Annotated in this window: 14 protein-coding genes and 1 pseudogene; 2 read left to right on the top strand and 13 right to left on the bottom strand. The window is 25.4% G+C overall.

Features of this window, described 5'->3' with window-relative positions; all coding sequences use genetic code 4:
- The first annotated feature begins 147 nt into the window (after positions 1-147).
- Both BLA55_RS03535 and BLA55_RS03530 read left to right on the top strand, forming a co-directional pair.
- The gene (locus BLA55_RS03535; RefSeq protein WP_073372707.1) at positions 148-1,212 is read left to right on the top strand and encodes a hypothetical protein; all 1,065 of its coding nucleotides are present in this window, start codon (positions 148-150) and stop codon (positions 1,210-1,212) included.
- The gene (locus BLA55_RS03530) at positions 1,176-2,234 is read left to right on the top strand and encodes a transglutaminase-like domain-containing protein (protein WP_073372706.1); all 1,059 of its coding nucleotides are present in this window, start codon (positions 1,176-1,178) and stop codon (positions 2,232-2,234) included. Before BLA55_RS03535 ends, BLA55_RS03530 begins: the two co-directional genes overlap by 37 nt.
- Before the next feature lie 326 nt (positions 2,235-2,560).
- On the opposite strand, the pseudogene BLA55_RS04585 reads toward BLA55_RS03530, so the two are convergent.
- From BLA55_RS04585 to BLA55_RS03465, 13 genes and pseudogenes are all read right to left on the bottom strand, one after another.
- Positions 2,561-2,822, bottom strand: a pseudogene (locus BLA55_RS04585) (IS1634 family transposase); the annotation flags it as partial.
- A gap of 141 nt (positions 2,823-2,963) precedes the next feature.
- Positions 2,964-4,010: a Fic family protein gene (locus BLA55_RS03520; protein WP_073372705.1), complete on the bottom strand. Its 1,047-nt coding sequence runs from the start codon at positions 4,008-4,010 to the stop codon at positions 2,964-2,966.
- Positions 4,011-4,380: 370 nt separating this feature from the next.
- Complete coding sequence (locus BLA55_RS04300; RefSeq protein ID WP_157089925.1) at positions 4,381-4,554, bottom strand: hypothetical protein; 174 nt, start codon at positions 4,552-4,554, stop codon at positions 4,381-4,383.
- A gap of 8 nt (positions 4,555-4,562) precedes the next feature.
- Positions 4,563-5,039 (bottom strand): hypothetical protein, encoded by a 477-nt coding sequence (locus BLA55_RS03515; protein ID WP_073372704.1) that lies wholly within the window; start codon positions 5,037-5,039, stop codon positions 4,563-4,565.
- Positions 5,040-5,057: 18 nt separating this feature from the next.
- Positions 5,058-5,519, bottom strand: a complete 462-nt coding sequence (locus BLA55_RS03510; RefSeq protein ID WP_073372703.1) for a hypothetical protein — start codon at positions 5,517-5,519, stop codon at positions 5,058-5,060.
- Positions 5,520-5,637: 118 nt separating this feature from the next.
- Positions 5,638-5,991 (bottom strand): ribonuclease H family protein, encoded by a 354-nt coding sequence (locus tag BLA55_RS03505; protein ID WP_073372702.1) that lies wholly within the window; start codon positions 5,989-5,991, stop codon positions 5,638-5,640.
- A gap of 17 nt (positions 5,992-6,008) precedes the next feature.
- A complete protein-coding gene (locus BLA55_RS03500; protein WP_073372701.1) occupies positions 6,009-6,278 on the bottom strand; it encodes a hypothetical protein in 270 nt (89 codons plus the stop codon).
- A gap of 49 nt (positions 6,279-6,327) precedes the next feature.
- Entirely contained in the window at positions 6,328-7,257 is a 930-nt protein-coding gene (locus tag BLA55_RS04200) for an adenine-specific methyltransferase EcoRI family protein (protein ID WP_084107667.1), read from the bottom strand.
- A 9-nt stretch (positions 7,258-7,266) separates the two neighbouring features.
- On the bottom strand, positions 7,267-7,773 hold the full coding sequence (locus BLA55_RS03485; RefSeq protein WP_073372700.1) for a hypothetical protein: 507 nt from the start codon (positions 7,771-7,773) through the stop codon (positions 7,267-7,269).
- Positions 7,774-7,810: 37 nt separating this feature from the next.
- The gene (locus BLA55_RS03480) at positions 7,811-8,533 is read right to left on the bottom strand and encodes a hypothetical protein (protein ID WP_073372699.1); all 723 of its coding nucleotides are present in this window, start codon (positions 8,531-8,533) and stop codon (positions 7,811-7,813) included.
- A 504-nt stretch (positions 8,534-9,037) separates the two neighbouring features.
- Entirely contained in the window at positions 9,038-9,937 is a 900-nt protein-coding gene (locus tag BLA55_RS03475; protein WP_073372698.1) for a hypothetical protein, read from the bottom strand.
- Positions 9,924-10,550 carry a hypothetical protein gene (locus BLA55_RS03470; protein ID WP_073372697.1) on the bottom strand — a complete coding sequence of 209 codons (627 nt, stop codon included), beginning with the start codon at positions 10,548-10,550 and terminating at the stop codon, positions 9,924-9,926. Before BLA55_RS03470 ends, BLA55_RS03475 begins: the two co-directional genes overlap by 14 nt.
- Positions 10,551-10,880: 330 nt before the next feature.
- The gene (locus tag BLA55_RS03465) at positions 10,881-13,991 is read right to left on the bottom strand and encodes a hypothetical protein (RefSeq protein WP_073372696.1); all 3,111 of its coding nucleotides are present in this window, start codon (positions 13,989-13,991) and stop codon (positions 10,881-10,883) included.
- Between the last annotated feature and the right edge of the window lie 171 nt (positions 13,992-14,162).

Here is a 14,162-nt window from a genome sequence, read left to right as displayed (position 1 = left end):
CTAAACCAAGTAACATTGATAGTAGACCAAGAAGTTCGATTTTTGAAATTGCTGAAGTGCAAATTACAAAATAATAATTTTGTAAAATAGCATAAGAAATAATTAATTCGATTCTTTCTTTTTTGTATTTTCTTTTAAAATTAAAAAATGAAAAAGAAAATAAAATCAATTTTAACTTTTAAAAGACCATTGTTGTCAATGTTGTTTTATTTTGGTACCATTGGAGTTGTTGGAATTTCAATAATTACTCCTTTAATCCTAAAAAATAAGAAAAATAATTCTAAAAATCCTATAGAAATAACCACACCACCTGAATTAAAAACACCTATAAATAAAGAAAAACCTACTATTTCACCTGTTGAATCACCAAAAGAAGAACCAAAATCTGAGAAAAGTATCGAAGAGTTAAAAAAAGAAGTTTGAACTTTGGTTCGAAAATATATTAATGATGATTTTTCTTTTGAACAAAATCCTCAAAACATTTTTATAAGCTTTCTTTCTTATGGTTATATAGAACAAGATTTTTTAGAACAATGAAAAAACAAAAACATTGATAATAATGATAGATTTTTAGAAGCATACAAGAAAGATAACGATTTCTATAGATTTATAAAACAAGATTGATTAATCTATAAATTAGAACAATTGAAAGAATTTTGGACTACTTCAGAACATTTATTCTCACAAATTGAAGCACGTTTAGACTTATTCTTAAAAGCAATTAAAGGTGAAAATATTTCATTTATAGACAGATATTCAAAAAGAACAATCAAAGTACAATGAGGTGTTGACAATCATGATAATTGGGGCTTAAATCCTGAAAAATTTTATTCAAATAATCTTTATGAATTAGAATTAGATGGTAAATTTTTATTAAATGTTATAAAAGAATATGAAAAATGAAAATGAGTAAAAGTAGAACCTGATTCCAATCCGGACCGTTATAAAAATATTAAATTTGAAAAACTGGTCACTTCTAGAAATCCAATAATAAATGAAATATTAAAACAAGATGAAAATTTTATACTTATAGGAGATTATAAACCATATTCATTTATCTCAAAAACAGACGAAGAAATAGAAAAAATATTAAATGATGATGAAACTTATGACAATTGAAAAAACCAATCAGATTTAGAAAAAAAATATTGAAATTTCACTAGTAATATCAAATTTTGAAACAACTCATTTATAGAAAAAAATGACAAATAAATGACACAATAAATTATTTCGAAAACTTAATCACAAATCTATCATTTAATAATATAGATAAAAATAAATTTTATGATTATAATCCAAAAACAAAAGATGCTATATTAATTTCGTCAAGAATGGGATCATCATTTTGACCTGAATTATTTTATGAAAAACCTAATATTTTTGTTGGTTTATCGCATAAAGGTCGACTAAGTATTATAAAAGTTGATGAAAATGTAAATAATAAAACGAAAAACGATATAAAAATAAGTGAGATAATTCCTATTTCTTACAATAAGAATAAAAATTTATATTACTTAGATTATGCTAAAAAATATAAGGAATGACGACAAAAGTGAGAAGAAACTTTACCTAAAATAATCAATCCTAATTGAAGTGATGAACAAAAAATAAAAGCCGTTTCATTTTTCATAATCACGAATGTTGCTTACAATAGTACAAACCAAAGTTTTGAATATGCAGAGGAATTCACCTATGACGGATATGGTTTTATGACTCCTTTTGCATTATTCGATAGAGACAAAGAACTACAATGTAATGGATATACGCAGAATTTCGCTATGGCTATGTCATTACTAGGTATACCAGTGCGACAAATAGGTGGAGATATTTATGAAAAAAGTTCTTTAGCTAGTTCGGGACAACATGCGTGAAATGAAGTTTTTGTTGATGGTAGATGAAAAGTCGTTGATTTAACTTGAGCAGATAAATTAGAGACACCATTAATATACGAAAGTGAAAAAACAAAATATAGAGAAATTGATTTAGACTATGTTATGGCAGAACGAAATGATCCAATTTGAAATACAAGAAGATTATTTTTTGATTCCTACATTTCAACAATTTTTAAATACAAAAATCCTAAAGAGTACGAATATGTTGACTTACCAGAATATTTCACCAACACTCCAGAAGAACAACCAACTTGAGAAGAATGAGTAAATTCTGATAGAAATTTAGATATAATTATTGATAGACGACTTATCAAACTTAAAGATACGAATAAATTAATATAAGTATAATTTAATAATAATTTCTATAGCAAGCACAAGCAATTGTACTTGTTTTTCATACTCAAGTTCAAAATTTCCATCTTGGATGACCAAATCATGCCTCAATTGAAGCAAAAACACGTCTAATAGCACGATTTAACACATCAGAGTGAAAATTTTATACCTTTTAAGAATTCCAAGCACATTCTCACCTATTTAAGTGAATATATTGACGAGTTACAAAGCACAACACTTGAGTCACAAAAATCATATGATAGTGATCCTAAGTTTGACACTTTTGAAACTAAAACACAACGAATAACCCTACAAAATAGAGTCGTTCGTTGTTTTTAAATTTGCTTTTCATATATAGTAAGTTTTATATCATTGTATTTTCCTATTGTTTCTAAAGGTTTTAAACCAAGAACCTTTAATATAGTTTTAAAATCATCTGTTTGTTCAGATTTTATGCATGTTTTTATCATCGGTATGATTGACACTTTTTGATTCTTAACTGCTTCAATTATTTTTTTAGTAGGAATCGGAAAAAACACAGCATTCTAAAATGAATTCTAAATATCTTTGAATCGTTAGAGCTAAAAAACAAATTAAAATTTGTTAATATATTTATATATTAGGAAATCAATAATACTAAAAAATTGCAAAAGCGTCAAACTTAGGACGAATACGCCTTATTTGTAGTTGTATTCGTTTTTTTCTTCATTACAACTTGGAAACGTAGGAAATATTGATTTATTTTAGTCTTATGTATTTTATAGCTTTACCTATCCCTTCTCTTTTAATTACTTTCTCTTCTACCAGCTTTCTTAATGAGTTTTCTATTGAACTAAGACTAAGATTAGGACAAAGCTCAACAATATCTTGTTTTGAGAATTTTTCTATTTTCTGATTAATTGCTTTTCTTACAATTTCAATCGGAGGTAATTTTTCTTCAATAATTGAAAAGCGATCTTCAAACGCTTTATAAGCAGAAAGAATAATACCTAAAATATATTTCAAAAAAGGTAATATATCTTCTTTTTCATTATGTCAATTTAAACCAGATTTTGCTAATGAATCATAATATTCAAATTTACTTTTGGCTATTATCGATTCAAGTGATATATATCTACCAACATAAAAATCGCACTTATATAATAAGAGCGTTGTAAGTAATCTACTCATTCTGCCATTTCCATCATTAAAAGGATGAATGCACAAAAAATCATGTATAAAAAGAGGTATAGCAATTAAAGGATCTAATTCTCAGTTCCCTATAACTTTATTAAATTCATCACAAATATCATCTAGTGCACTTGATGTTTCGAATGGAGAAAGAGGTGTAAAAACAACTTCAGAATGACCATTTTCATAAGTAGCAGTAATATAATTTTGTACATTTTTAGTTTTACCAGCAAATGGATTATTTAGATAACTAAACATAATTTTATGCATTTGTAAAATGTAATTTTTAGAAACAGGGATAACATCGAAATTTTCATGAATAAGATTTAAAACATCTCTATAACCTATGATTTCTTTTTCATCCTGATTTCGCGGACTTGTTTTTTCTTCAACTAGTTTTTTTATTCTAGTGCTAGTTGTAACAATACCTTCAATTTCATTTGATGATTCTGTACTTTGTATTTTAGCTATTTCAACAAGCTTATTCAATTGTTCAGGTTTTTGTTTTAAGAAAAATTCTTCCTTACCTTGGTATTTATAAATTCCACTTATTAAGCTTAATACTTCAGAATCTCATTTTACATCTTTGAATTTAGAATAATTAAACTTTCTCATTCTTTCCCTTTCTTTTAGATATTTACCCTTAAAATATACCATAATTTAAGGGTAAATTTTAGATATAAGGGGAAAATCTAACTTCAATTATGCTTTTTAAGCAGTGTGTACTACCTATTTTAAAATCATTCACTATTTTATACCGAATCTCAAAATATCCTGCATTTCCAAGTTGGAGACTATTTTTTGTACTTTTTAACCACTAATAACTAGTAAGAATAGAGTCATAATTTAATTAAATTTTAACTTATGAATTTTAATTTTACTGATTTAAAAACTTCGTAACAGTAAACATCACTTAAGATTGTCTACTATTACGAAGTTTTTAAAATATTGAATTTTTTGATTTTTTTGTGTTAAAAATTAAAATTTACATTTTATCTAGATTTTTCATTACTTGTTTAAATTTTTCTCAATCTCCGTTTTCTTTCATATATTCAACTAATTTATGATCATTTTCGATAATTTGTTCTCTTGTTGGTAAATCACCAGCTTTAGCAGTCCTAAAAACAATATTTTTTACCTTTTTTGACTTGTTTTTCATAGATAAATTTAACCTTTTAGGTGTTTAAATTCTTTAGTAAATTCATACTCAAATTCTTGGTTGAACCGTTCTAAAAAATCACTAATAATGTAAAATTCGGCACTGCTAAGTAGTTTATAGGTGTTGTTTTTGTATTTTGAACTAAGACGTTCGAATTCTTCATCATGATACTTAGAAAAGTAAGTAATTTTTCTTGCTTCATCCCTTGCTAAATCATCATCGTAAATATTAACCAATCCATCAACCATATCACTAATGTCCTCACCCATTAGTTCAAATAACTGTTCTAATGATTTGATTCTTTTCTTTAGTAAATTCACATTAATATAATCAAAATAGGTTAGAGCTGCGTCAAAAAGTCGCACACTTTTTCAATTTGCGAATTTGGTTGTGGAATTAACAATTTTCTTGGTGAGTTTTTTTACTCGACTATCGTCAAATCAACTATCAAGTAAATTTATTGCCTTTTGTTTTTCAAATTTCATTTATCTCCTTTTTTCATTTTATAAATCAAGTTCTTTCGTGAATTCTTTTTTAAATTGATCGTGAAACTCAAATAAGAAGTCTTCGATCATGTGATATTCTGCATGTTGTAAAACTTTGTAAATTGTTCTTTTTGGTGGTTTAGAGTGATAAGGACATTCATAGTCATTTTCTATTAAATAATCCATTTTTGCAAATGCATCATCTTTTAAATGAATACAGCGAATATTGATGTTACTTTCAGCAATATCTGGTATTTCATAATCGAGTTTTTCAAAAATTTCATCTAATAAGTTATTTTCACTTTCTTGTATTAATGTTTTTAAATAATCAAAATACTCAAAAACTCCGATTTCAAATGGTACGGTATATATTTCAGGTATATGAGAATTTTGCAAGACTGTTGATTTTAAAGATTGCTCTTTATCGTTTTGATTTCATTTTTCAAGTAAATTTAGTGCTTGTTCTTTTTCAAATTTCATTATTCAATAAGCTCCTGTTTAAGTTCGAATATTAAATCCTTTGTGAATTTAATTAGAAAATCATAAAGAATATAACTTTCTGCTGCTTTGATTCAATCGATTAATTGAGTTTTTGTTTTTATGATTTGATGTAATTGATAACCTTTTTTGGTCAAAAGGTAATCCATTTTTGAATTCCAATATAATCAAAGAATAAGATTAATTTTTGTTTGTTATTTTTAATTGCTCATTCTATAGCTTTAACAGTAGCACGAATTTCACTAGCAACATTACGATAAATAGTAAGTGAATCATCAAAAACTTCGCTAAAAGCATTTTGTTCTTTATTAGTTTTAAGAATTAGTCCATAAGCATAAATTGATGTACACTTGTCAATTAATTTTAAGCTTCCATCAATAAAAGCAATTACTTCATCATCTTTTAAATTAGCAATTCGTGATTCGATATTTTGATTAATTTCATCTTTATTCACAGGATTCTCGTTTATTTTTATATTCTCCGCATTAAGTTATTAATTTCTTTAATAATTACTTTGGTTTCAGTTGTTTCAACTGCGATTAATTCATCTAATACATCAACTAATTTTTGATATTGTTCAATGACCTTATCTTTGATTCGATTTGGGATATTTTTATCTGCTTTCATTGTCGAAATTTCTTGCTTACGAAAATTAGACATAGTTGTAAGTCAATAAATTTGGTCTGAAACAGTTTTTAAATATTCTTGTTTTTCGTTTAATTTAATTAATTTTTCATTCATTAATTTTGCTCCTTACTATAAATTTTTTTGTTTATATGATTTATGATTCTTAAAGTTCGATTCCTTTATTTGGATTTAAGTTTTTAATAATAATTCTTGTATAGCAAGTTTTACCATTAATTTTTACATCACCACCCCCGTGCTTTTCTAAATACCTGCTATGTCCAATAATTTCAAATTGCTCGGGGTTATATTTTTGTAAAAAGGTAATAGGAACTCCTATTAGTCCGTCATAATCGTAAGGTATATCTTTGGTTTTATCAACGTTAATTGCGTCATAGTTATCGTATTTAGGGTATTTTTCAGGGTCATATTTTTCAGTAAGAATTAACTTTTCTTTCTTATCAACATCTAAGTTAGTAAATCAAATACATACTCCTAAATTAACAGTTTTATTATCTACGGTAACAAATCTTCTAGGAACGGTATAACCAATTCATAATTTATTTTCCATAAATAAAGGAAAAATCTTTTTATATGCAAGTGCATTTTTATTCCCTATAATAAGAAATTTCAAATTACATTCAAATAAAACATCGATAAATTCCCTAAATAAACTAAATGGAGGATTGGTGATAACAATCCCATCAGGTTCTCTTTTAGCAAATTCTCTTATCGCAATTTGAAAAGGTCGTCCCTCTCCCCCAGTGTTAGGGTTATAATGTGAAAAATAAAGTTTGTTTTGTCAATTAGAATTAAGTCCAATATTGGAATTTTTCGCTCTTAGAAACTGAGAAAAAGCAAAATTGTCATTAATACCTTTTACAAAACCTTTTTCTCTATATTCTTGTTTTTGTTCGTTTGTTAAATCTTCATAGTCTCAGTCGCAAGGACAAAGAATCGCTTTTCCTTTTAACTGACTTTCGTATTTTGATAATTCACTTGCTACATCTTCATATAAAGTATAAAATTCATCGTTTTTCTCTTTTTTAGCACGGTTCATATTAGCATTTTTATATTGTTTAGTTGTTATTATCAATTCTCCTTTCTATGGTAAGTTTCATTCCATTAACATTTCTTTTTGATTTTCTAATTCAAGTTCTTTGTTAAATTCTGCTTCAAAACGTTTACTAAATTCAATTAGAAAATCATTTATTAAATGATAATTTGCTATTTCTTCTAATTCTTTTAAATTAAGCTCTTGGATTCGTTCGTTTGTTAAATGTTTTTTATCTAATAGATATTCAATTTTTTCATTTAATTCAAATCAATAACCGGTTGAATCAGAACTAGTACTGAAATAATCTGCGATGTTCTTTATGTTGTCATTAACTTCTTTAAAGGACTCTCCTAAGTCAATTTTTCTTTCTTTTTGTTCTTTTATTACGTCTCTAACAAATCAAAAGTATTGAAATCCATATGTATAATAATAGAGACTTTCCATGTAAGGAAAAAGTTCATCCTTTTTTAAAATTTCATCTCTAATAATTGACACTTTTTCTTCTTGTTCTCATTTTTCAAGTAAATTTAACGCTTGTTTTTTTGTGAATTTCATTTTTATCCTTTTTTTATTTTTGTTGTTTTAAATCTTTTTATTTGTTTTGATAATCATTTTTAAATTTCTCAACAATTTCCTTAATTAAAGATTGCGGAATATCGCTTCGTTTTTTACGTGAAACGGAATTCAGATTCTTATAATTCTTAACTTTATTAATTTGTAAATTCAAATCGATATTTGAAAGGAAAATTGTTGGTTTTTTAGGAAAATTCTCATCGTAATTTCCATAAAAAGTTAAATTTTTAATATATTTTTGACTAAAATTAAACATTTTTCAAATTTTGCTTGATTGAGGATTTTCAATTACAAAATATTTTGGTTTGTAATATTTAATAATTTCAGCCGTAGCAAGTGCGGTACTAAAACCGTTTAAGAACAATTTAACTTTCGAAATAGGATTGCGAATTTTGGATGGTTGTGCTTGTAAATTATGTTTGTCATAAAATTCAAAATTCTTAAAACTAATATTAGTTTTGTATTCTTGAATTTCAACATTTTCTACAAAGGTCGTATTTGTATTTGCTCGACTTCAACTATTACATGGTGGTGAAGCAAGAATAATATCTGGTAAAGGAAGTTGATTTAATTGCTCAAATAATTGATTATTTAAAATTGATAAGTCAATTTGACGGTAATTTTCTTTATGTTTTCTTATTCCGATACTATAAATTTCAAATTCGTCTTTAAGACTATGATAATAACAACGATTCATATCGTCAAATAGATCTCAAATTACAAATTTATTATTTGAATTCATCTCAAATTTCCTGTTTTTTTTAGGTAAAAATCATCTAATTTATTTGTTTTCATTTACTACTTTTGTTGTTCATCTTTTGTAAAAATTTACAAAAGACAAAACTCATTATTTGGATTAATTTTTTGGTTTTGCGTTTTTCATTTCGGTCATCACTAATATTATAATGGAATTATTTCCATATATCACAAAATAGATCTATAAAAGCTAGTAAATAATGTTATAAAAACATTCTTCAAATATTAAAATGATTTGTTTTTTTGTATTCAATAATTTATTAATTCATATAAGAATGTCTCTCACTATACCTTTAAATACAATTTAGAATTTATACATTTAACGGTTATTATAAAAATATAAAAAAATACCAATATCTCTATAAATTAGAGACTTTGGTAAATTATAAAAACATTGAAAATACAAATATGAGGTTTTAAGAAAGGTAGAAAATAAATTGTAAATTGCGTAAGTCTCTACAATATAGAGACAAACGAAAAACCTTTGTTGTTAAATGCTTTTACTAAGCATATTTTTAATATGTAGTTTATAGATTTCGTCAATCAAATCACTATTAGAAAAACCTAAAATGGCAGTGTTTCTTTGAGCTAGTTTATTAAAGTCAATTTGATTGATTAAACTTAATAAATACTGATTATTTGTTTTAATAAAAAGATATTGTCGATTTTGGACTAAATCTTTTGGATTGGTTATTTTGAGTGAATAATCATAATAACCTTGTCGATGGACGGCGAAATTTCACTCGTATACGTCCTTTTGAAAATACTTTAAAGTATTTTTTGTGTTGTTATGGATAAACAACTTTAAATCATCGATTTTTAAGTTATTGCTTCTTTTTCTTTGGTCGCTAGCAAGACATTTAAAGTTTTGGTTTACTCAAATTTGGAAAACACATTTAACGTCATATTCACGATTATTTACTAAAAAAGCGTTTTCTTCTAAATCAATGGAGAAAATCAATTTGGCAGTGTCTTTAATTTTAGATTGTGTTTGATATCGTTTGAAACTTCTGGGTAAAATCATACAAACCACATCACAAAAGTCTAAACATTTATTAAGAAACTTAATCGCTAAATCACCTTTAAAACCAAAAGGTGGATTAGTGATAACAATATTGTTCTTGCGATTTTTAATAAATTCACTAATGTCTAAGGTTAAAAAATCTTGTTTGTGGATCAAATAATTTCCTTTTGGTTCGACGTCTCAAGCTTTCACTTGTTTTTTCACATCAACTCCAGCTTGTTCGAGAGCACTAATGAAATTTCCGGTTCCACCAGCTGGTTCGAAAAAGTTTTTATCTTTTAAATTTAATAAATTATTAACTAAATTAACTAATTCATTAGCTATTATTGGATTAGTGTAAAATTGGTCGAAATTATTCTTCTTCATATTCTTCTACTAGCTCTTGTAAAGTGTTAAAAACGTTGTCGACTCATTTCATTTTTTTGGCAAAGTCGAAAATATTGAGATTTTCATCATTACCAAAAATAAATTGCCGTGAACTTAAAAAATCAGTGCGAATCTTTGGATAAATACCAAAAGGATTATAAGGATTATTCATTCTTTGAATATCTCTTAATAATTTCTCTAGTTTTTGCTTTTCTTTAAAGTTAGCAAAATGTTTAATCATTTTATTTCTGATTTCATTTGAAATATAGTCATTTCCAAAGAATAATAATGGTGTGTTTGTCTTTTCACGGTTGGCAAAAAGATAAATCGAATTACCTTTTGGAATATTACTATTTCACTTTGGAGTGGTCAATGAATTTACCTTATTGGAAAACTTAATTTCTAACGGAAAAATGTAATTTTTGGTAAAAATTAGAAAATCTGGAAAATTTTGTGATCCAAAAGGTTCTTTGATGTAAAGATGGATATTGGAATTTGAATTAAAATATTGCTTAAAAGGATTTTTGATAAACTCAATCATTTCCTTATCTAGAATATTTTTTCTTAATTCTTTGGTAATTTCAATAAATTCCTTATTTTCTAATGATAACATCTGTTTAATCGATAATACAGCATTTGGATCAAGAGATGATTTATTAAAGGAATTTTTTTGAAGTTTTTTCTCGATAAATTCTTCAAATTCTTCTCCGCTATTACCATTATTGTTACTTGAAACAATTTCTTGAAGTGTTTTAATAAAGAGAATTGTTCCTAAATCTTGTTCTTTATCTCTAATAATTCCTCTTTCTAATTAATTCTTTTTGAATTATTCAATCAAAATTAATTAAATTCTTTATTTTTTATCAAATTTGGTTTTTATTTTGTTTTAAGTCATCGATAATATTATAATGGAATTATTTCCACATTAGTAAAAAATTAGAGATTATTTTAATGAGTCAACTTGTTTTCTCTTGTCTTTATTTTTTCTTTTTTCGTGAATAAGGAATAAACCTGTAAGACACATAGCAACTAAAAAGAAATTAATAGTTAAAACAATTAAAGATGTTTTAAGAGATTTAACTTTTGAATTTAATTTAGTAATTTCTCTGTCTTTGGCAACAATTTCAGATTCTTTGTTTGCTAAATTATGAGTCAATTCGATAACTTTTTGGTTCATTTGAGTCATTAAATTCTCAAATTTTTCTTTAAAATCACTTCCATCTACTTGAGTAATTCCAAGAATTTGTTTAAGATTTGATTTTTCAATAATGTCATTTAAAATGCGTTCAAATTCAATTTTTTCACTTTCATTGACATTATCTTTGAATTCACTAATTTTATTAAATGCGGATCTTATGTTGGAGTTAGCATTTTCTAAGATATTAGTCATATTAGCTAAGTTTTCAAGGTTGTTAATGTCTTCTAAAGTTTTTGAATATTCATCGACTTTCGCTTTTAATTCGGCAATTTGTGCTTCTAATTTACTAATTCTTTCATCTTTTGTCGAATTTTGATTATTTAATTCGACAATTTGTGATTCTAATTCACTAATTCTTTCATCTTTTGTCGAATTTTGATTATTTAATTCGACAATTTGTGATTCTAATTCACTAATTCTTTCATCTTTTGTCGAATTTTGATTATTTAATTCGTCAATTCGATTGTCTTTGTTAATCCCTTGGTTTTGTAAACTCTCAATTAATGCTTCTAATTCTGATAAATTATCGTTATTAATATTATCGTTTTCAATAGTCGGTTCTGACGCAAAAAATGTTTCTCAATTTTCTAATGTAATACCATCAAAGCTGCTATTGTATTTTTCAAAACGAGTTTTTCAATTTTCTAAATATCTTTTAAATACAATAATTTTTGTTCTAAATGTTCGAGCAGGTTGTGATTCATAAAACCACCAACTTCATGACCCCAGTCATTCACGAAAATTGTCATTAATATGAAAAATTTCTAATTCTGCAGGAATTCCCAACAATTTAATAATTGGTATTGGTAGTTTTAAATAATTTTCAGTTCAACCATATAGCAATTTATCTGTTTTATTAGTTGCAGCAATTTCATCAAATATATCAATTAAATTAGTTAAGATTTTTACTGTTTCATCTAAATCTAATATTTTTGATTTTGGTGAATTAATGGTATAGTCAGGATTCCATGAATCCAAACGGACGTAATCAAAGTTATCACGATCATTTCACGAACGCAATCCTAAAGGATCGTCTAAGTTAAAAAAGTTTAAAAAATGAGTATTAGCGACATCATCGCTTTGGTTAGCTACAGCTGGTTTACCAAAAGCAGAATATGAATTTAATTCATCATCTCTTGAATTTAAGATGTTTAATTGTCAAAAAAATTCGTCTTTAGTAGTAAGCGCATCAAAGAATAAAGCTTCAGGAGTATCAAATTTTGCAGCGCTCAAACTTTTGATAAAGTTAACGAAAAACTTATCTTTATTTCCTTGAATTTCAGCATTATAAAAAGTTTCAAAAGAATTTTTAATCAATTCTCTAAATTTTAATGTTCTTTTTCAATAAGGTTCATCTTTAAAAATTGTTAGGTTTGGATTTCTATTTCATAATTCTCAGAAAGAACCTTTTAAGATATCATCACTATTTTTAATAAAAAAATCGTTATTATTTGATAAAACTGATGGAATAACTACTGTATTAAATGAATTAGCGTAAGAATAAGTGTGTTGATTATTATCTAAAACAAAAAAAGTTTTGTATGAATTAACAAAGTGAGTAACAAAATCTTCTATTATCGGTGAGATAAGATTTATTTCTTCTTTAAAAATAAAAGGAGTATCTTTCTCAAAAGTCTTAGTCTTTTGTCAAGTTAAAAAGGATCTTGTGCAACTTGATAAATATATAAATAATTTTTTGTATTTTTCAGGGTCTTGATTATTATCAACTATAAATTCTGATTTTTCACTAATCATTTCTAAAGGAATTTGTTGCATCCGAACAAGAAAGTCAAAAATATATTTAGAAAAAGTTTTGTAAGTTAAAGATTGTTCCTGAGGTTTTTTATCCATAAATTCTGGAATTCTATTTTTTGATAATTTTTTTATTTTGTCTAAAAATGGATTTAAAAATTGAATCATTAAATATGGAACATCTGAATTAAAAATTAAGATTTCTTGCTGAATCGATTTGTATATTTCCGAATTACTAAATAATATATCGTCAATTGAATTTATTCATTCACGTTTAAAGTCTGAAATTAATAATGTTTCTTGGATTTTTCTTAATGCTTCTATAATACTATTAATAGGTCTGTTTCTATAAATGAACTTTAATATTGAAAATATTTTTTGAGAATCATTTTGATATTGGGTTGTGATATTGTCTAAATCAACGTCATCAATTTTAATTTTTCATGATTCATCAGATATAATATTTTCTAAATTGGTAAAGCTAAATGAATCTCACTTATTTCCTGTAATTGCTTCGGTGGGTAATTTTGAAAATTTTTGATAAATGATTTCTAATTTTTCCAAAAAGTCTTCATTTCAAATCAAAAGTCCATTAGTTAACAAATATTCAATTTCATTAGATTTATCAATATATTGATTGTATCAATTTTTATTTAATCTAATATCAAGTAGAATTAGTTGATGTAAGTATTCTAAAACTTTTGATTTATTTCTTGATTCACCTGATTCAATTTTTGTATCTTCAACCATTTCTGCAAAAATTTGCTCTAATCGAGCATCAAAAATTTTTATTGCTAAATTGAAATATTTTTTTAAATATTTCATTTGAAATGTTGAATCGGACTTATAATCATAATATCTTGAATTTAACGCATAATTAATTGAGTTTTTTAAATCATTAATTTCATTTGAATAATTTGAATATTTTGTTTCTCAATTATTAATTTTTTCTAAAATTCAATCCTTAAACTCTTCATTTGTTTTTCCAGTGCTAAATGTCTCGTTAATATCTTTTTCACTCGTAGCACTAGCTACTATTGGAGAAACAAGCACAATAGGAGCTAGTGCAGGTAATATAAATTTATATCTTTTATTTTTTCTCATTTACTTCCTTTTTTGGTCATTTTATAAAGTCATTTTTAGTTTTTGGTCGTTGTTAATATTATAATGGAATTATTTCCATATTAATAAAAATCGATGACTTTTTTACAATTAAATAAGAAATTTTAAAGAAATTAAAAAACGAATAGATCATTTTAAAATCTATTCGTGTTT

This window comes from Mycoplasmopsis pullorum (assembly GCF_001900245.1).
Classification (GTDB): Bacteria; Bacillota_I; Bacilli_A; order Mycoplasmatales; family Metamycoplasmataceae; genus Mycoplasmopsis; species Mycoplasmopsis pullorum.
This window is presented reverse-complemented; position numbering and strand designations above follow the sequence as displayed.